Annotated in this window: 18 protein-coding genes; 5 read left to right on the top strand and 13 right to left on the bottom strand. The window is 70.5% G+C overall.

Translation table 11 applies throughout. The features are described 5' to 3' along the window. The first annotated feature begins 30 nt into the window (after positions 1–30). On the top strand, positions 31–753 hold the full coding sequence (locus tag AB0G11_RS45260) for an SDR family NAD(P)-dependent oxidoreductase (RefSeq protein WP_357593186.1): 723 nt from the start codon (positions 31–33) through the stop codon (positions 751–753). 88 nt (positions 754–841) lie between these two features. On the opposite strand, the gene AB0G11_RS45255 is transcribed toward AB0G11_RS45260, so the two are convergent. The 3 genes from AB0G11_RS45255 to hpaD all read right to left on the bottom strand — a co-directional run bounded on the left by AB0G11_RS45255 (position 842) and on the right by hpaD (position 3,313). Beyond that, the gene (locus AB0G11_RS45255; protein WP_219511072.1) at positions 842–1,525 is read right to left on the bottom strand and encodes a GntR family transcriptional regulator; all 684 of its coding nucleotides are present in this window, start codon (positions 1,523–1,525) and stop codon (positions 842–844) included. A gap of 100 nt (positions 1,526–1,625) precedes the next feature. Next, positions 1,626–2,396: an alpha/beta fold hydrolase gene (locus tag AB0G11_RS45250; protein ID WP_357593184.1), complete on the bottom strand. Its 771-nt coding sequence runs from the start codon at positions 2,394–2,396 to the stop codon at positions 1,626–1,628. 59 nt (positions 2,397–2,455) lie between these two features. After that, complete coding sequence (gene hpaD / locus AB0G11_RS45245; protein WP_219511068.1) at positions 2,456–3,313, bottom strand: 3,4-dihydroxyphenylacetate 2,3-dioxygenase; 858 nt, start codon at positions 3,311–3,313, stop codon at positions 2,456–2,458. 175 nt (positions 3,314–3,488) lie between these two features. Here hpaD and AB0G11_RS45240 point away from each other — a divergent pair, with 175 nt between their 5' ends. From AB0G11_RS45240 to hpaE, 3 genes are read left to right on the top strand one after another with little or no spacing between them, the layout of a single operon-like run. Continuing rightward, entirely contained in the window at positions 3,489–4,901 is a 1,413-nt protein-coding gene (locus AB0G11_RS45240; RefSeq protein ID WP_357593182.1) for a fumarylacetoacetate hydrolase family protein, read from the top strand. Positions 4,902–4,942: 41 nt separating this feature from the next. Beyond that, the gene (dapA, locus tag AB0G11_RS45235; RefSeq protein WP_357593180.1) at positions 4,943–5,857 is read left to right on the top strand and encodes a 4-hydroxy-tetrahydrodipicolinate synthase; all 915 of its coding nucleotides are present in this window, start codon (positions 4,943–4,945) and stop codon (positions 5,855–5,857) included. Next, complete coding sequence (gene hpaE, locus AB0G11_RS45230; protein ID WP_357593178.1) at positions 5,854–7,329, top strand: 5-carboxymethyl-2-hydroxymuconate semialdehyde dehydrogenase; 1,476 nt, start codon at positions 5,854–5,856, stop codon at positions 7,327–7,329. Before dapA ends, hpaE begins: the two co-directional genes overlap by 4 nt. Before the next feature lie 103 nt (positions 7,330–7,432). Here hpaE and AB0G11_RS45225 read toward each other — a convergent pair whose 3' ends face one another. Beyond that, positions 7,433–7,837 (bottom strand): RidA family protein, encoded by a 405-nt coding sequence (locus tag AB0G11_RS45225; protein ID WP_357593176.1) that lies wholly within the window; start codon positions 7,835–7,837, stop codon positions 7,433–7,435. Positions 7,838–8,010: 173 nt separating this feature from the next. On the opposite strand from AB0G11_RS45225, the gene AB0G11_RS45220 reads away from it, so the two are divergent. Continuing rightward, positions 8,011–8,868: a hypothetical protein gene (locus tag AB0G11_RS45220; protein WP_357593174.1), complete on the top strand. Its 858-nt coding sequence runs from the start codon at positions 8,011–8,013 to the stop codon at positions 8,866–8,868. Between the two features lie 2 nt (positions 8,869–8,870). On the opposite strand, the gene AB0G11_RS45215 is transcribed toward AB0G11_RS45220, so the two are convergent. The 9 genes from AB0G11_RS45215 to AB0G11_RS45175 all read right to left on the bottom strand — a co-directional run bounded on the left by AB0G11_RS45215 (position 8,871) and on the right by AB0G11_RS45175 (position 18,593). Beyond that, positions 8,871–9,620 carry a crotonase/enoyl-CoA hydratase family protein gene (locus tag AB0G11_RS45215; protein WP_357593173.1) on the bottom strand — a complete coding sequence of 250 codons (750 nt, stop codon included), beginning with the start codon at positions 9,618–9,620 and terminating at the stop codon, positions 8,871–8,873. Between the two features lie 117 nt (positions 9,621–9,737). Further along, positions 9,738–10,214 (bottom strand): hypothetical protein, encoded by a 477-nt coding sequence (locus tag AB0G11_RS45210; protein ID WP_357593171.1) that lies wholly within the window; start codon positions 10,212–10,214, stop codon positions 9,738–9,740. Positions 10,215–10,285: 71 nt separating this feature from the next. After that, complete coding sequence (locus AB0G11_RS45205) at positions 10,286–12,343, bottom strand: hypothetical protein (protein ID WP_357593169.1); 2,058 nt, start codon at positions 12,341–12,343, stop codon at positions 10,286–10,288. A 5-nt stretch (positions 12,344–12,348) separates the two neighbouring features. Beyond that, a complete protein-coding gene (locus AB0G11_RS45200; RefSeq protein WP_357593167.1) occupies positions 12,349–12,597 on the bottom strand; it encodes a hypothetical protein in 249 nt (82 codons plus the stop codon). Between the two features lie 214 nt (positions 12,598–12,811). Further along, complete coding sequence (locus AB0G11_RS45195; protein WP_357593165.1) at positions 12,812–13,114, bottom strand: hypothetical protein; 303 nt, start codon at positions 13,112–13,114, stop codon at positions 12,812–12,814. A 3-nt stretch (positions 13,115–13,117) separates the two neighbouring features. Next, positions 13,118–13,717: a hypothetical protein gene (locus AB0G11_RS45190; RefSeq protein ID WP_357593163.1), complete on the bottom strand. Its 600-nt coding sequence runs from the start codon at positions 13,715–13,717 to the stop codon at positions 13,118–13,120. Continuing rightward, entirely contained in the window at positions 13,714–15,765 is a 2,052-nt protein-coding gene (locus AB0G11_RS45185; protein ID WP_357593161.1) for a DUF6571 family protein, read from the bottom strand. Before AB0G11_RS45185 ends, AB0G11_RS45190 begins: the two co-directional genes overlap by 4 nt. A 149-nt stretch (positions 15,766–15,914) precedes the next feature. Continuing rightward, entirely contained in the window at positions 15,915–17,459 is a 1,545-nt protein-coding gene (locus AB0G11_RS45180) for a hypothetical protein (protein WP_357593159.1), read from the bottom strand. 81 nt (positions 17,460–17,540) lie between these two features. Continuing rightward, entirely contained in the window at positions 17,541–18,593 is a 1,053-nt protein-coding gene (locus AB0G11_RS45175) for an ADP-ribosylglycohydrolase family protein (RefSeq protein WP_357593158.1), read from the bottom strand. Between the last annotated feature and the right edge of the window lie 9 nt (positions 18,594–18,602).

Genomic DNA, 18,602 nt, shown 5'->3' with positions numbered 1-18,602 from the left:
GGCCCGGGGAGTGGCGCAGGTGGGGGGCGGGTGGTCGTCGTCACCGGGGCGGCCAGTGGCATCGGCCGGGCCGTCGCCGGGGCGTTCGCCGAGGCCGGGGAGCGGGTCGTGATCGCCGACGCCGACGGGGTGGCCGCCAAGGCGGCGGCCGGCGAGCTGGGCGCGCTCGCCGTGACGATGGACGTCACCGACGCCGCGTCGGTCGCCGACGGCCTGGCCGTGGTGGCCGAGCGGCTCGGCCCGGTCGAGGTGCTCGTGAACAACGCGGGCGTGGTCGCGGGCGGCGGCCCGCTCACGGACCTGCCGCTGGAGGTGTTCGACCGGGTCGTGGCCGTCAACCTACGCGGCACGTTCACCGTCACGCAGACCGCCGCCCGCCAGATGATCGCGGCCGGCCGGGGCGGCTGCGTCGTCAACATCAGCTCGATCGGCGCCCGCCAGCCCACGGCGGGCCTGGGCCACTACGAGGCCACCAAGGCCGGCGTCGACGCGCTGACCAGGACCGGCGCGCTGGAGCTGGCCGGGCACGGCATCCGGGTCAACGGCGTGGCCCCGGGCCCGGTGCACACGCCGATGACGGCCGGGCTGATGGCCGACCCGCAGGCCCGCGCGGCCTGGGAGGCGCGCATCCCGCTGGGCCGCATCGCCGAGACGGGCGACGTGACGCCGCTCGTGGTGTTCCTCGCCTCGCCCGCCGCCCGGCACATCACGGGCGTGGTGGTGCAGGTCGACGGCGGGCAGCTCCTGGTCTGAGAACACGCGTGCGGCGCACCGGGCCACGCGGGCCGGTGCGCCGTACGAGCGGTCAAGGTCGCACGCCGGTCAGGGCCGCCCGGGCGGGTCAGAGGGACTGCGGCGACAGGTGCGCGTTGTGCAGCGCGTCGGCGGTCGCGATCTTGTGCGCGCACGCCACCCGTTCGATCTCGGCCCCGGGCGCGCCCGCGGCGATCAGGTCGAGCAGGTGCTCGTGCTCCTCGACCGAGCGGCGGGCCCGCCCCGGCACGTGGCCGAAGGACGAGCGACGCATGTGGTCGAGCCGCGCCCACTCCGCCTCCAGCAGCGCCCGCAGGTGCTCGTCGGGGCAGTGCTGGTAGATCGAGAAGTGGAACTCGCGGTTGAGCGCGGTGAACGACGGCGGGTCGAACTCCTCCAGCGCCGCCACCATCCGCGCGTTGATCTCGCGTGACTGCTTGAGATGGGACGCCTTCATGCGCGGCGCGGAGATCGCGGTGGCGTAGCCCTCCAGCCGCGCCAGGACCTGCAGCGAGTGCTCCACCTGGGCGGAGTCGAACATGGCGACCCGCGCGCCGATGTTGCGCACGATCTCGACCAGCCCGTCGGACTGCAGCCGCCGCACGGCCTCGCGCAGCGGGATGGTGCTGACCCCGGTCTCGCGGGCGAGCTGGTCCATGACGAGCCGGTAGCCCGGCCCGTACGTGCCGTCGATGATGCGCGAGCGGAGCAGCTCATAGCTCAGCTCGGCCTTGGAGGCCCTGGCCCGCGCGGACCCCTTCGCGGAACTCACCGATGTCCCCTCACTCTCGGCCGGACGCTGGGCCACCACGGACGACCGGCGGCAGGCGGCCGGACGCCGGCGCCTGCTCCGCCGGTCGTTCTCTGCTTGATCACTGTAGGAGCACCCTCAGGACGGCGTCGCGGAACCCGGCGCCGGCGAGGGCCTGGAAGTGGTCGCCGGGAACCGTGACCGGCTCCGTGGCGCCGGCCAACTCGACGATACGCCCGATCCCGTCGCTCATCACGTCGTCTTTTCCCACCACGAACACCGGCGGGCGCTCGCCGCCCCACGCGCGGGGCTCGAACGGGGTGTCGCGCAGCCCTTCGACGCAGAGCGCCAGCCCGGCGGCGCGTTCGCCGGCGGCGCGCGCCAGGCCGGCGATCGCCGAGGTGAGCGGGTCGGCGGGCTCGCCCTCACCGGCGACGGCCCGGCGCAGGGCGGCCACGTCGACGGCCGCGAACGGCTCCACGGGGCTGAGCCCGCCGAGCACGGCGCGGCGCACGCGGCCCGGGGCCACCTCGGGCAGCTCCCAGGCGAGCCGCGCCCCCAGCGAGTAGCCGACCACGTCGAACGCGTCGAACGCGCCCCCGGCCGGAGCCGGAACTCCGGCCAGGGCCTGGTCGAGGGCGGTCACCAGGGCCGCGGCGACGGCCTTGGCGCCGGCGCCGGCGGGCGAGGCGGGGGCCGGGCTGTCACCGTGGCCGGGCAGGTCGGGCGCCACCACGACGCGCCCGGCGGCGGTCAGCGCGCCGGCGATGCCCGTCTCGGCCCAGTCGCGCCCGCCGTCGGAGCCGAAGCCGTGCACGAGCAGCACGGGCGGCGCGTCCGCGGCCCGATCGGGAGTGAACACCCGCACGGCCAGGCCGGCACGGTCCCCCATCGCTTCACACCTTTCCCCGCCAACTTTCGCATACGATATCGGATCGTAGCTTAACGGTCTCAGTTCACGATTTCGGGCACCGGGAAGTCGACCACGACCTGACCGGTGCCGCTGCTGCCGAAGTACGGGCACAGCTGCTCGCCCTTGCCCGTGTAGCGGTCCCAGCCGAGCAGGCCGAAGAGCATCGCGGTGTCGGCCATCGCGCCCTCCCCCGTGCAGCGCTCGTTGTAGTCGGGCAGCATCCTGAGGAACTCGGCGATCCTGCCCTCGGTCCACATGTCGAGCACCGACAGGTCGACCTTCCGGTTGATCTCGCTGCTCACGTCGTTGAGCAGCGACTCGGCGATCTCGTTGGGCGGGAAGGCGTGCGAAAGTGAGCCGCTGGCCAGGAAGGCCACCTTGCGGTCGCTGCGCCGCACGGCACGGGCCAGGGCCTCGCCGATGCGGCGGTTCTCCTCGATCGAGGAGTAGATGTTGCAGCCGATCGGCAGCACGCGGACGGCCGGGTCGCCGTTCATGAAGTACATCGGCACCAGCGTCGCGTACTCCAGGCCGAGGTCCTTGTAGGTGTGGACGCGGGCCTTCTGGCCGCCGGCGACGATCTCCTCGCGGATCAGCTCGGCCAGCTCGGGGTCGCCGGGATAGTCGTACTCCAGGTCGTGGATGAAGTGCGGCAGCTCGTGGCTGACGTAGGAGGCGCGGTGGCGCTCCTTGCCGTTGAGGTGGAAGCCGATGCTGTTCATCCAGTGGGTGTCGGCGACGAGGAAGGTGTCGGCGCCGCGCTCGCGGGCCCGCTCGCCGACCTCGGTCAGCGCCAGCTCGGCGGGCCTGCGGATGCCGAAGTGCTCACCCGGCTGGATGGACAGCCAGATCGACGGCACATGTGTGATCTTCGCCGCCAGGACGATCTCTCCCATCACGCCCCTCCAGGTGGTACGGGTCCCGTCTCCCGGCCCAGGTGGCGGCCTCGTGGCCACTCCGGGGCCCTGCCGGGCATGGCCAATCATGTACGAATTCAAATATCTTTGTCTATAGCTCTCCCTTGATCCCTCGGATATCATTCACGATGTCCTATATGATTTGGGAGCTGATGTGGCACACCCGCTCGGCCTGACGCCATCCAAGATCATCGCGGTCCACCTCAACTACCGCAGCCGCGCGGCCGAACGTGGGCGCATCCCGGCCGTCCCCTCCTACTTTCTCAAGCCGCCGTCCTCGCTGTCCTGGTCCGGCCGGCCCGTCGTCCGGCCCGCCGGGTGCGACCTGCTCGCCTTCGAGGGCGAGATCGCGCTCGTCATCGGCGAGCGCGCCCACCGCGTCCCCCGCGAGCGGGCGCTCGGCTGCGTGGCGGGCTACACCGCGGCCAACGACTTCGGCGTCTACGACTTCAAGCACGCCGACCAGGGCTCCAACCTGCGGGCGAAGGGGCAGGACGGCTACACGCCGGTCGGCCCCGCGATCCTCACCGGCGCCGACCCCGCCGCGCTGCGGCTGCGCACGTACGTGAACGGCGAGCTCGTCCAGGACGCCGGCACGGACGAGCTGCTGTTCGGCTTCGACCTGCTGATCGCCGACCTGTCGCGGCTCATGACACTGGAGCCCGGCGACCTCGTCCTGACCGGCACCCCGGCCGGCTCCACGGTCGTGCGGCCCGGCGACGTGGTGGAGGTGGAGCTGGAGGGCGCGGGCCGGCTGCGCAACGAGATCGTCGCCGACCCGGAGCCGCTGCCCGCCTGGGGCGCGCAGCCCCGCGCCACCGGCGAGACCCGCGCCGCCGCCTTCGGATCCGCCGCGGCTGCCCGTACGGAAGCCCTCGACGAGGAGACCGCGGCGGCGCTGCGGTCGGTGTCGACCGCCACGCTGTCGTCGCAGCTGCGCAGGCGCGGCATCGACCACCACTTCGTCGAGGGCGTCCGCCCCACCCGGCCCGACCTGCGCATGGTCGGCGTGGCGCGGACGCTGCGGTACGTGCCGTTGCGCGAGGACGTGTTCGCCGAGATCGGCGGCGGCATGAACGCCCAGAAGCGCACCGTGGAGGAGATCCGCCCCGGCGAGGTCCTGGTGATCGAGGCGCGCGGCGACCACGGCGCGGGCACGCTGGGCGACATCCTCGCCCTGCGGGCGCTGCGCCGGGGGGCGGCCGGGGTGGTGACCGACGGCGGGCTGCGCGACAGCCCGTCGTTCGGGGCGCTGGACCTGCCCGCCTACTACGCCGTGCCGCACGCCGCGGTGCTGGGCCGCCGGCACGTGCCGATGGACTCGCAGGTCCCGGTGGCCTGCGGCGGCGTGCTGGTCATGCCCGGCGACGTGCTCGTGGGCGACGCCGAGGGCGTGGTCGTCATCCCGCCCGGCCTGGCGGCCGAGGTGGCGCGCGACGCCGCCCGGCAGGAGGACGAGGAGCGCTTCATCTACGAACGGGTGGCCGCGGGCGCGTCCGTCGACGGGCTCTACCCGATGAACCAAGCCTCGCGGGAGGCGTACCAGGCGTGGCGTGACGCCCGGTGACGACCGCGCGCAGGTCTGATCGTGCAGCAAGGAGTGATCACATGAAGTTCCGTTCGGATCCGGCGACCATCCGCGGGTCCATCGCCCCGGTGGTGACCCCGTTCACCGAGGACGGCGAGCTCGACGTCGACTCGCTGCAGGCGCTGGTGCGCTGGCAGTTCGACCGGGGCTCGCACGGCATCTCCACCGGCGGCTCCACCGGAGAGCCCGGGGCGCAGAGCGTCGAGGAGCGGATCGCCGCGATGACGGCGGTGGCCGAGGAGACCGCCGACCGCGTGCCGTTCCTGCCGGGCACCGGCTCGGCCAAGCTGGACGAGACGCTGCGCCTCACCGCCGAGGCCGAGCGGCTGGGCGCCGACGCGGCGCTCGTCATCACCCCCTACTACGCGCGCCCGACGCAGGAGGCGCTGTTCCGCTGGTACGCGACGGTGGCGGCGGAGTTCCCCGGGCTGCCGATCGTCATCTACAACGTGCCCTCGCGCACGGCGGTGGACATCGCGCCCGAGACCGTCGCCCGGCTGCGGCGCGCCCACGACAACATCGTGGGCATCAAGGAGACCACCAAGGACTTCGAGCACTTCTCCCAGGTGCTGCACCGGTGCGGGCGCGACTTCCTGATGTGGTCGGGCATCGAGCTGCTGTGCCTGCCGCTGCTGGCGATCGGCGGCGCCGGCTTCGTCAGCGCCGCGGCCAACCTCGCCCCGGCGGCCGTGGCCCGCATGTACACCGCCTACACCGAGGGCGACCACCGCACCGCCCTGGACCTGCACTACGCCCTGCACCCCCTGGTGGAGCTGCTGTTCGTGGAGACGAACCCGGCCCCGGCCAAGTGGGTGCTGGAGCGGCGCGGGCTGATCGCCTCCGGGCACGTCCGGCCGCCCCTGATCACGCCGACCGAGGCGGGCGCCGCCCGGATCGAGGAACTGCTGGCACAGAGCGAGGAAGTCGTCCGATGAACCTTGAGCACTACATCGACGGCGCGCACGTGCCGAGCGTGTCCGGCGCGACCTTCACCGCGCTGGAGCCGGCCACGAACCGGCCCTACCTGACGGTCGCCGCCGGCGGTCCCGAGGACGTGAGCGCCGCCGTGTCGGCCGCGCGCAAGGCGTTCACCGACGGGCCGTGGCCCCGGATGACGGGCGAGGAGCGGGCCGCCGTGCTGCGCGCGATCGCCGCCGCGATCGAGACCCGCGACGAGAGCATCGCCGCGCTGGAGTGCCGCGACACCGGCCTGCCGATCGCGCAGGCACGCGGCCAGGCCCGCCGGGCCGCGCAGAACTTCCGCTTCTTCGCCGACGTGATCACCACGCTCGGCGAGGACGTCTACCGGGTCGGCTCGGCCCAGCTCAACTACGTGGTGCGCAAGCCCGTCGGGGTGGCCGGGCTGATCACGCCGTGGAACACCCCGTTCATGCTGGAGACCTGGAAGCTCGCGCCCGCGCTCGCGGCAGGCTGCCCGGTCGTGCTCAAGCCCGCCGAGTGGTCCCCGCTGTCGGCCGGCCTGCTGCCGGAGATCATGGAGGAGGCCGGGCTGCCCACCGGGGTCTTCAACCTGGTGCACGGCATCGGCGAGGAGGCCGGCGCGGCGCTGGTCGCGCACCCCGACGTGCCGGTGATCTCCTTCACCGGCGAGACCGGGACCGGCCGCACCATCATGCGCGCGGCCGCCGACGGGCTGAAGACGCTGTCGATGGAGCTCGGCGGCAAGTCGCCGCTGGTGGTGTTCGACGACGCCGACCTGGAGCGGGCGCTCGACGCCGCGGTCTTCGGCGTGTTCTCGCTCAACGGCGAGCGCTGTACGGCCAGCTCGCGCGTCCTGGTGCAGGACACGGTGTACGAGGAGTTCGTGACGCGGCTGGCGGCGCGGGCCACCCGCGTCCGGGTCGGATCGCCGGACGACCCCGCCACGGAGCTGGGCGCGCTCATCCACCCCGAGCACCACGCCCGGGTGATGGAGTACGTGCGGACCGGCGTGGAGGAGGGCGCCCGGCTCGTGGCGGGCGGCTCGCGGCCCGAAGCGCTGCCCGACGGCAACTTCCTGGCCGCCACGGTGTTCGCCGACGTGACCCCCGGCATGCGGATCTTCCAGGAGGAGATCTTCGGGCCGGTGGTGTGCGTCACCCCGTTCGCCACCGAGACCGAGGCGCTGGAGCTGGCCAACGCCACCCGCTACGGGCTGGCCGCGTACCTGTGGACCAACGACCTGCGCCGCACGCACCGGCTCGCGCAGGGCATCGAGGCGGGGATGCTCTGGGTCAACTCGCAGAACGTGCGCGACCTGCGTACCCCGTTCGGCGGGGTGAAGGCCAGCGGGCTGGGCCGGGAGGGCGGGCGGCACAGCATCGACGTCTACACCGAGTCGCACATCGTGCACCTGGCGACCGAGGACCTGCCCATCCCCCGCTTCGGGATCGCGGAGCCGGCCTGAGCATCCTTCGGCCGGCGGGGAAGCGGTGCGGGCGGTGACGAGCGCCGTCCGGGTGAGGAGGGGGCGGGCTGGTCGCCCGCCCCCTCCCTGGCTTTCGACCGCGCTACGCCCGCACGTCCAGCCGGACCAGCGCACCGATCTCGACGAGCTGGTCCGGCAGGGCGAGGTCGGCCACCCCCAGGACCGTGCTCGTCGGACGGTGCTCGCCGACGTACTCGGCGTGCAGCCGCGCGGTCGTGTCGAAGTTCTCCCGCAGGTTCCTGACCAGCACGGTCGTCTCCACGATCTGGCCGCGGGTGGCGCCGAAATGCGCCAGCACCAGGTCGAGGTTGGCCAGCGTGGTCTTCATCTGCAGCTCGAAGTCACCGGCGCCGACGAACTCGCCGGCGGCGTCGTGCGAGAGCTGCCCCGAGACGTACAGCGTGTCGCCGGCCTGCAGCGCCTGGCTGTAGCCGTACGCGTCCTCCCACGGCACACCGAAGCGGAACGTTCTGGGCTTGACGGTCACGACGTACCCCCTGCCTACCGTGTGATCCGCACCCGGGGCGGGAGCACCGGAGACGCTGCGATGATCATCACGTGCCGCTGAACGCCGCCACCTCCCGGCGCATTCCTTCCGCCACGCCTTGGACCCTATGAATTGCCGTCACGTTACGTGTTCATCATGTAACAATGAGCTTCATGCCGTCCCCTCCACATGACGCGCTCGTCTCCATGTTCCGCGACCGGCCGCAACTGGCGGTGGAGATCCTGCGCGACCTCATCGGGAAACAGCTCCCCGAGACTCCTCTCGTGCGGGTGGAGCCCAACACGTTCAACACGCGGCCCTCCGACGACTTCGACGCCGACCTCGTCCTCTCCATGGGCCCGCCGCAGTCCCCGGCCCACGCCATCGTCGTCGAGATCCAGCAGGACACCTCCAAGGACCCCAGGAAGCTGGCCCGCTACGCGGCCTCGCTGTGGCTGATGATGCACTGCGACGCCACCGTCCTGGTCGTCTGCCCCAACCGGGCCACCGCCGCCCACTACATGCGTCCCGTCGACTCCGGGCTGACCGGCTACCGCCTGCACCCCTGCGTCCTCGGCCCCGACTCCATCCCCGCCATCACCGACGCCAAAGAAGCCACCGCCCACCTCGACCTCGCCACGATGTCCGTCATGGTCCACGGCCGCAACCGCAAGGTCATCGAAGCCTTCGCCACAGCCCTGACCGACACCGCCGACGATCACGCTCCGCAGTACTATGAATACGCCTACAGCATGTCCGCGCCGGAGATTCGCCAGCTCCTGGAGGAGATCATGACGTCCACCACCTGGCCCGTCTACAGCCCCTTCGCCCGCGAACACTTCGGCCGCGGCAAGGAGGAAGGCAAGGAGGAGGAAGCCGCCAAGCTGGTCATCCTCGTACTGACCGCCCGAGGCTTCACCCTCCCCGACCAAACGCACACCCAGATCACCACCTGCAAAGACCTCAACCAGCTGGAAACCTGGGCCACCAGAGCAGCCACCATCCAAACTCTCGACGACCTGTTCGCCTGAGGTCAGAAGTGGCCGAAGTCCCCGTGCCGCCCGGCCCCGGCCCGGAATCGGGCCGCGCCTCCGGCCACACCTGGCAGGGAGACGAGCCCGCGGCGTACCTCGTTGCGCATCGCCTCCGCCGGGGGCAGCCCGTGCTGCTCCAGCACTGACATCCGGTCCCCCCGCAGGCATTCCTGCGGGAACCGGGCGATCTCTCCCGCCAGTTCCTCGGCGTGCCGCCGTGCGGTCCCGCCCGGCACCAACCGGTTGACCAGCCCCATCTCGTACGCCTCCCGCGCCGGGACGGGGCGGCCGGTGAGGATCAGGTCCATCGCCCGGCTCTGCCCGATGAGACGCGGCAGCCGTACGGTGCCGCCGTCGATGAGCGGCACGCCCCAGCGGCGGCAGAACACGCCGAACACCGCGTCCTCCTCCGCCACCCGCAGGTCGCACCAGAGGGCCAGCTCCAGCCCGCCGGCGACGGCGTGCCCGGCGACGGCGGCGATCACCGGCTTCGTCAGCCGCAGCCGCGTCGGCCCCATCGGCCCGTCGCCGTCCTCCCCGACGTGGTTGTCCAGCGCCTTGAGATCGGCGCCCGAGCAGAACGTGCCGCCCTCCCCCCACAGCACGGCCACGGCGGCGTCGGACGCGTCGAACTCCCGGAACGCGTCGGCCAGCGCGGCGGCGGTCTTGCCGTCGACGGCGTTGCGTACGCCGGGCCTGCTGAGCACGACGGTGGTGACGGGGCCGTCGCGCTCCACTCGTACGGTCATGGGTGCCTCCCTGGATCCCTCGCCACGCCTCACGCTACGGCGGAAGCCGACGCCATACCAGGCCGATTCGTCCCTACAGAAGGGCACCCAGTTGCCGAATCACGTGGCCGTGGCCGATCAGGCGGGCTTGTCCAGCAGGATTGGCTTGAGCTGGCGGAAGAATTCGGTCGCATCCGCCAGGGAGTCGCGGCCCGGCGCACTCGTATAAATGTTGACGCTGAGTAAACGCTTATAGTCGGGTGTCCATCCGTAGACGAAGGAGATGGTTTCGTTCTGGGCGTTCTTCCGCCGCGCCGCGAATCCCGGGCCCAGCGCGTCTGGCAGGTCGTTCCCCTTGGTGGTCAGTTTGGTGTGCTCCAGGGCCTCCGCGTCGTGCGGGGAAGGGTCCAAGACTTCGATGACAAGCCCCAGCTTGCCCTCCGGAGTCAAGTCCTCGGCTACTGAACAGGACGCGAACCGTCCCTTGTCCATCTTCGTGCGCACGGCTGTGAAGTCTTTGAAACCGGTGGCGATCTCAATGGCGTTCGCAGAGATGAGTTCGCATTCTTGCGGGGCGGCGGCGATGTCACCCAGCGGCCGTGTGTCCGGTGGCACGGCTGGAGGAGGCGAGCATGCAGCTGCGAGAGTGAGGATCGCGACAACGGGAGCTGTACGCAGTTGGATTCTCATTTCCCAGGTCCGCTGTAGCTGCTTATGGCTTCCTTGAACCCGAGCGCGATGGACTCGTCCGGGCGGCCGAAGACGCGGCCTGTCTCGTTCAGTCTCAGCCATTCGTCGTAGGCGTCGCGCTGATCGGCATTCATTTCGGCCCAGGGTTTGATTTCGCCGTCCACCATGAAGTGGCCTTTGGACCCCGGGGAGAAGTCCTCGTGACGGTAGGGATGCGTCTTGGCCGGCACGGACCCGTCTCCGAACAGGCCGTGGCGCATCATGACGGACGCCGTGAGGTCGGTGAACATGTGCTCGGCCGCTCCCATGGCGCTGTCCGCGTCCTGGCGGGCCCGGTCCTCGTTGTTGGACTTGATGTTTCCGAAGATCGCACTCTTGGCCTCGTCCACCAGAAGTCCGACGAACTTCCCTTGCGGCCCCGGAGCCAGCCCCACGACCTTCTCCGTCATTTCCTTGAAGGCCGCGACGCGGGCATCGCTCTCCTTCGCTGCGCCGATCTTGGAGATGTTGGCCGCATCGGTGATCACCCAGGTGGTCATGCTGAGCCCGCGTGCCGCCCGGGCGAACTCCTCGCCCCCGCTACGGCTCATGCGCTCTTCGAGTATGTCCTGACGCGCTGCGTCGAGTTGTTGCTGTGTGGCTTCCGGGTGCTGCTGCCGCCATTTCGTGAAGTCGGCCTCGACCTCCTTCGCGGTCTTGGCAGCCAGTTCGTCCAGCATTTTGGCGGCGTACAAGCCGTGTGCGGCGGTCACGGCCTGAAAAGCGCCCTCGTCGGCGAACGCCCACGTCGTCGCCTGTTTGAGCTCCGTCGCAGTGAATTTGGCTCCGTACGGCCCGGTGCCCTGCAGGTTCTTGTCCGCATCCTGGTCCGTCACCACGCCGGGCATCTTGGTGGTGAAGGACTGTGTGTCGCGGTGTACGTCACCGATGTACTGGGCCAGGACGTTGCCGAGGTGGGTGCGGGTGTCGGGCAGGTTCGCCTGGACCTTGGGGTCCTTCCAGAAGTGGACCGCCCAGGAGGCGATGAGCGCGGACTTGTAGCCGCGCGAGCTGCCGGGAGGCAGGTCGTGATCGCGGAACTCGGTGCTGGCCGACTGGATGGCCCAGCCGAGTTCCGCGTTCGCGTCGCCGTCCCAGTGGTGTTTCCGCATCAGGTACGCCAGCGGTCTGCGCTGCGGGTCGGTGAAGAAGTCCTGGGCGACGGCGGGATGGTGTGCCAGCGCCACCAGGGCGGTGCCCATGGGGCTGAGGTCGCCGGGTGAGATGTCCTTGGGGCCCGGCATGGTCCAGACATCTCGCGGAAGGCTTGGGTCAGGCGGGTGGGCCACGTCCTTGTCGTACAGTTTCTGGACCACCGAGAGCAGGAATCCGTGGTCGAATTCGCCGTCCTGGAGCAGTCTTTTGACGGCGAACGCGTCCTGAGGGCTTTCGATGCCGTCGACCAGTTGGTCGGCGTAGTTGTCGGGGAGCTTCATCTGGCCGACCCCGCGTGAGGCCGTGCCCAGGATCTTGCTGAGCATGGTGGCGAGCCTGTCCTGGGTCGCGACGTCGCGCTGGGAGGGGCGTCCCGAGGGCGGGAGTTCTGCCCCGTACGCCCTGTTGATCAGGGCTTTGAGCTCGCGGGGCGGGATCTCCTTGGCGAAGGCCACGGCGAAGTACGGATCGTTCTTGTGCCGTTCGAGCTCCGCCACCGTCTTGGCGTCGAGGGAGTGGCTCTTGATCTGGTCACGAAGCTTCGTGGCCAGGGTCTTGGCCGAGGCCGCGCCCTCGGCGGGCGACTTGGACAGCCAGGCCGATTCGTTGGCCCAGAGGACGCCGCCCTTGCCGGACTTCCGGTCCGGCTCGGCGAGGATCAGGTCGAGGCGGCCCTGGAGCGAGGGGATCTGGTCGCTCAGCTGACGGCCGATGGCCTGCAGGGGGCCCGGTCCCCACAAGGGGATGTCCAGGGAGGTCAGGGCGCGTTCTACCTGGCGGCCGACGTCTGGCAGGGTGTCGCCGGCCCGCTTCATGCCGTTGATGAGCTGGGTCATCAACGTGGGGTTGATGCCGACCATGGGACTCATCTGGCAGGCGCTCCCCTGGTCGGATCGGACGGCTGGACGGAGTCGAGCAACGCCAGAGCCTTGGCGAAAAGGTCCTTGAACGCCCGGTCCCAGCCGCGCAGGTCGGTGATGAGCCGGTCCCCGGCTTCGCCTTTGAGCGCGCCGCCGTCGACCAGGCGAACCAGCGCGATCAGGTCATTGGCATGCTCTTCGCGTAGTCGCTCGATGTGCCGTCGAGCGGCTTCGATCTCTTCCTTCGTCGCCATTGCCGCCCGATCTCGGGAGATAACGGGGTCGAGGACATGGTAGCCGTCGGCACGGTGAGGATGAAGCGAAATACTGTGAGCCCGACGCTATTGCTATGGCCGTCCCTATAAGGGGGATGACATTCACACATTTTGCGGGCGCTTCTTTGGGAAGTCCTGAAATCAGGTTTATGCACTGAGCCGAAGCAGTCCGGGTCACCTTCCATCACCGGCGTCATCCGAGGCGGTACTTTCGCTTGATCGAGGCGGCCTCCTCCTCGGTCACCTCGGTGGGCGTCCGGCTCAGGACCTGGCGCAGTTCGTCCATGATGGCCTGCCCTGAGCTGCGGGCCCGGGAGCTGAACTGGGCGAGCTGGGCGTCGAACTGCTTGGCGGCCGGCCCGGTCCACACCTTGCCCGTGCGGAACATCCGGGTGGGACGGTCGACGTCCGCGTCGATCTGTTCGAGCATCGGGCCGATCGTGCGGACGGCCTGCTGGAGCGCCTCGTGCAGCGGGTTGCGCACCATGGCGGCCATCGGTCAGTCCTTGGCCTGCTCGGGAGTGGGGGTCGCGTCGAGGATCAGTTTCGGGGCGATGAGTTTCATCATCGCGACCACGTCGGCGGCGTTGTCCCGGCCTTTGACGCCGTGGATCAGCTCCACGATGACCCGGTCGTAGCCGTGCACCAGCATCGCGGCTGCCTGCGTGTTGCCGGCACTGCCGTTCTGACTGTAATAGCCGACCGCTCCAGAAACGATCTCCGGCAGTCGCCGGGCACCCTGGCTGATTTCCCAGTCAACTTCACGCTCCCCGCCGGCAGGCGAGAGGATGATCTGCAGCACCTTCGACTTGTTCCCGCTCGGCTGGTAGGCGCGACATGAGCCCGTGCCGTATTCCAGCCCGTCCACCATTTTCCCCACTGCCATATTGAAGCGACCCTCGATGATCGGATTCTGTATGCCTGTCATCAGACGGATGGCGTCAAGCGGAACGAATTCACACACGTAGGGTGGGGCGGCGACCGATGGGAGCGGCGCCTTGTTCACCGGCGGCGGGCTCTCTTGCTGCCGGCAGGAGACGAGTAGAGCAACCGCTCCCAGAACCACGACGAGCCCGCTGCGAAAGGCTTTCCTCATCATTTGTACTCCGGCCTGCCTTCCCCGAAGCCTGAGCGCGACTCGTCGCGAGCCACCTTCCATGCGTCCCCCGCCAGGCCGTCGTAGAGCCATCTGTGATAGGCATCGAGTCGAGGTTGGGTGTCTCCCTTGTACGGGGCCATCTCCTGCTGCGTCATCAGAGAATTGCCGTCCTCCTTCAGGAAATTGTGCGGGGACTTGCGGGGGTCCTCGCCTTTCCCGAGTTCTTGCAGGGAGCCCCATGGGTGTGTGGACGCGGCCGGGTCGCTCTTGCCGAACAATCCGTGCCTGAGCATCGCGTCGGCAATCAGCTGATCATGGAGATAGAGCGCCTCTCCATCGCCGATGTTCGCCTCGTAGGTGGCACGAGCCTTGTTCACGTCGGTCTTCGCAGCGTCCTCGATCAGGCTCGTCCATGATCCCAGAGTGGTTGCGGTAATCGCCCAAGCAGCGGTTTGCGGTATGCCGAGCCCCGTGTTGACCGCCGCCATGAATATCTTCACACTGCGCTCCTGCTCTTCGTCCAGTTTGACCCCCTGCTGGATCTTGGCAAGGCCACTGGCGTCGACTATCAGTCCGAATCCAGCTCCGGTCTCCCGGATGTTGGCCAGGAGCGGCTGAATACTGTGTCCGGCAGCTACCTGCGCGGTCCCATAGTCGATCACGCTTCTCGACCATGCGGTTTGAGCCGCGGTAATGGTCGCCAGCGCCTTCGCATCATGCGTGAACAGGCTCTCCATGATCTTGTGCAGGGCATTCCTGTCGAACTGCGCACCCCACAACTGGTCACTCGGCAGCAGATGGTCGCGAAGGCCGCCGTAAACGCCGGACTGGCCGCCGGACATCGGAACTTCAGCAATGCGATTGACGTCGTTGATGTACGCGCTGATGATGCGCGCCGTGGTTCCGGTGGTGGCGAAGGAGGGGCCTTCGGTTCCCGCGAGAATGCGCTTGGCCTCCCAGTGGATGAAGTCCGAGGCGAGCTTGGCGGAGATGTAGCCCGGCGAGGGCTGTTGTGGCGTGCCGTCGCGGTCTCGGTAGGTCATGGTGGCCGCTTCCAGGGCCTGCCCGAATGCCTTTCCGTCGTCGTACATCGGCCGTTCGGTGACGTAGCGCTTCATCACCTCCGGATCGCCCGCGAAGAAGTCCTGAGCCGCCTTGGGGTGGTTGGCGAGCGCCTTCATGACGCCGATCATCGGATCGTGCGGACTGCCGCTCGCCACGGGGTCGTTCCAGGTTTTCCGGTCGAGTCCCTCCAGCGTTCTGGCCACGGCCACCAGGAAGTCGCGGTCGAATGTGCCGTGCGGAAGGAGTTCGGCGAGTGCGTGCTGGTCCACCGGGACGCGCAGGCCGCCGAGCATTTCCTTGCGCCAGGATTCGCTCATTCTCGGGCCGGCCGTGCCGAGTGCCTTGCCCAGGGCGGACTGGAGGCGCTGTTTGCGCTCGTCCTTGTGATAGATCAGCGCCGCCATGAGGTGACGGAACTTCTCCGTGCCGAGCGCGTACAGCAGTGACGTGGCGAATCCGGCGTCGCCCGCGCGTTTCTCCAGGCCGGCGACGGTCTTCTCGTCCAGTTCGTCGTTACGGCCGAGCTTGCCGAGTTCGAGCGCGGCAGCGTACACGTCGGCCTTTCCGGAGGCGGCGGTGTACAGGCTTTCGTCGAACGGTGTCATCCCGCCGCCGACTGCCGGACCCCAGTCGGCTTTCACCGCCTGGATGGCCTCGTTGCGCTGACGCAGTTCCGGGCGTTTGGCGGCGATCCAGTGGCCGAGTTCGCGCAGCGCGGTCAGGCGGGAGGTGTCCAGGCCGAGGTCTTCGAGGGTGCGGCGGATGCGGGGTTCGTGGCGGGTGAGGGTGGTTTCGGCTTGGCCGAGGTCGCGTTCGAAGTCGTGCATCAGCGCCGGGTCGATCCCGGAGTAGCCCCAGTCGGGGGGCTGGGTGATGGCCGGTGGGGTGCGGGAGGGCTGTGCCGGGGTCGTGTCGGCGCGGGCCGGGGGACGGTCCGGCGGGCGCTCGGGTGACGGCTGGGGATTCGGCGACGGGGTCGTCATCTCGGGTCTCCGGCACGGTCGAGAACAGCCGGATTATCCCCTGGCGCAGGGCTCCTCACGGGGGACGCATAACGTAACAGCATGGACTTTCCCGGCTTCGCGACGCGCGGACGCCAGGTTGTACGCATCGGGCTGCCCCCCGGGTTCAGTCAGTCGGGCGGTGCTGCCGCGATCAGGCAGCGTTCGACCGTGTGGGCGAGTGCGCAGAGTCTGGGGTTGTCGCGGGCGCTGCGCTGGATCCAGCGCAGCACGGCCAGGTCGTCGCCGGTCATCTCGGCGAGCGGGAGGCGCAGGATCGGCTTGATCCGGGGCGAACGGGTCACCCGGGCGTAGCGCGCCAACGTACGGTCGAGGGTCAGGACGGGGGCGAGCGCGCCCAGCTCAGAGGCAGTGTGGGAGGCCAGGTGGGGAGCCAGGGTCAGCACGTCGAGGAGGGGCAGGGCGAGCAGGTAGTCGCGCAGCCGGGGCCAGTCGCGCCACGCGGCCAGGGTCTGGGCGACGAAGAGCCGGTCCTCCTCGCGCTCGTGGCCGATGATCGCCGGCAGGTCGAGGCCGCGCAGCGGGCGTAATGCCCGGCGCAGGGGTTCGCGCAGGGGTTCGTGGCGGTAGCAGGCGGCCAGCTTCTCGACGTCCAGGCGGTTGAGCCGGCCGGACAGCAGGTTGAGGAAGGCGTGACCGCGCAGGGCGGGCATGCGCTCGATCCGGGTGCGCAGCGGCCTCGGCAGCCGGGGTGAGAGCAGGGCGAACGCCAGCAGTTCGTGCGCGGCCGGGTCGACGATCGCGTCCAGCGTGTGCTCGGTGAGCGGGGTGCCTCGTGCCTGGAGGTGGTCGAGCAGGGCGTCGCCGGGGTCGGTCAGCCACAGCCGCCAGCCGTAGGCGCTCGCCTCGGGATCGAGGTCATGGGGGTTGCCGAGAAGTTCGGGCCAGGTCCGGCCGCTGGACAGCGCCTGGGCCCACAGTGCCGTGAGCTCCTCCCCGCCCGCGTTGCGGCAGCGCCGCTCGGCCAGGGCCACGGTGCCGGGGACCCGGCTGCGCAGGGCCGCCTGGACGACATCGGGCGGCACCGCGGGGAGAACCTCGTGCGGCGTGGTCCAGGAGAGGAAGCTGCACAGGTACGCGTCGTCGCGCTCGGCGAGACGGCGCAGGAACCACTCCTCAAGCTCCAGCGCCCTCAGGTGGCGGGCGACCCGGAGCACCTTTCCGTCGGTGCCGGGGTCCTGGGTGAGGTGGGTGCCGTCGGGGTCGAGGTCCAGGTAGCCGTCGCGGTCCCCCACGGCCAGCAGGACGCGGGCGCGCAGCGCGGGGTCGGCGGGGAGCAGGCCGTGATCGGTCAGCTCGCGCAGCCACTCGGCGGCCTCCTCGTCCGGACGGCTCCAGCTCTCCCGGTACACCCTGTCGATCTCCGCCGGACGCCCCCGCGCGACGACGGTCCGCAACGCGATGGCGCGCACCCCGTCGAGGCGGGCGAACACCGCCTGGACCAGTTCGTCCCCGGTGAGGGCGTCGGTGGCGCCCAGCCGGCCGGTGCGTTCCAGCAGTCCCCACAGGATCGGGTCACCGCGCCGGCGCCAGCCCCGCCACAGCGCCCGGATCGCGGTCCGGTTGCCGCGCCGGACCTGCCAGGAGATCCACCGGCGGGCCGCCCGGGCCCGGAGGCCGCTGCCGCAGGCCCGCGTGACGATGTCGTCGATCATTCAGCGGGGCGTCCCCTCGCTCGGCCGGTCGATCCCGCCTTGATGATGATCCGAAATGCCGGGCCGGGCAACGGGCGGGCGTCACCAACCGGGGTAGCGGGTCAGCCAGGTGGGATCCTTCGGCCGCCCGTACGCGCCTCCGGACGGGCTCTCGGTCAGCTGGGCCACCAGGTCCCGGGCGAGCGTGTCCATGATGGCCCCCAGCTCCAGCCTGCCGAGCAGCCCGTCCGGCCACACGCCGGCGCCGTGCAGCGCCCCGAGCAGCGCGCCGGTGACGGCGGCGACGGACTGCCCGTCGGGCGCCGTCGCCGCGAACGCCAGCGCGTCCACCGCGTCCGCCGGGTCCACCGCCTCGCCAGGACCGGGCCATGACGCCGCGACGTACAGGCCGCCGGACAGCGCCGACCGCGCGGTGGCGTCGGGCGCGATTACCGCCAGCCGCGCCCGGTCCCGGGGCGCCTGCCGGGCCGCCGCGCACACCGTACGGGCCTCGTCCAGGATCTCCGACACCTCCGGCAGCCGGGGCAGTCGGAGCCCGGACGCCACCGCGTCCGCGAGGGAGCCCGCGGTCAGGCAGCGGCCTGTCAGGATCGCCGCCGCCGCCGTCGTCCGGTACGCCAGCGGGTCGCCGTGGGTCAGCGCGGCCACGTCCTGGGCGAGCTCGGCCAGCGCGTCGGGGGCGACATTTCCGGACAGTACGGCCAGCGGGAGGGAACGGGTGAGAGCATGGCAGCCCCGGCTCTGAGTGGACGGCCGCTCGATGCCGCCCTGCTCGGGCCGGTTCAGCGCCCGTACGATGGCGGGCGCCGAGCCGCGCCGCTCCCGCAGCTCCGGCACGCCGGCGAGCCGGCCGTCCGGCCAGCGCGCCGTGCCCGCCGCCCAGCGCCGGTGCCGCTCGTGCGTCTCGATGCCCTGCAGGGCGGCCCATCGGCAGTACGCGTGCCAGATCACCGACGGCGGATGGCAGATGCCCCTGTGCTCGCCCCGGACCCAGGCGCGGATGACGCCCTCGATCGTGAAGGCGGCGAGCTGCGTGCTGACCCCGGCCAGGAGCGGCCCGGCAGGCGGAACGGCCCCGCGGCCGACGCTGTCACCCAGCGCCAGCCCCAGCACCAGCCCGCGCACCCGCCCCACTCAGGCGTC

The organism is Nonomuraea sp. NPDC023979 (assembly GCF_040639085.1).
In the GTDB taxonomy this organism is placed as follows: Bacteria; Actinomycetota; Actinomycetes; order Streptosporangiales; family Streptosporangiaceae; genus Nonomuraea; species Nonomuraea ceibae.
This window is presented reverse-complemented; position numbering and strand designations above follow the sequence as displayed.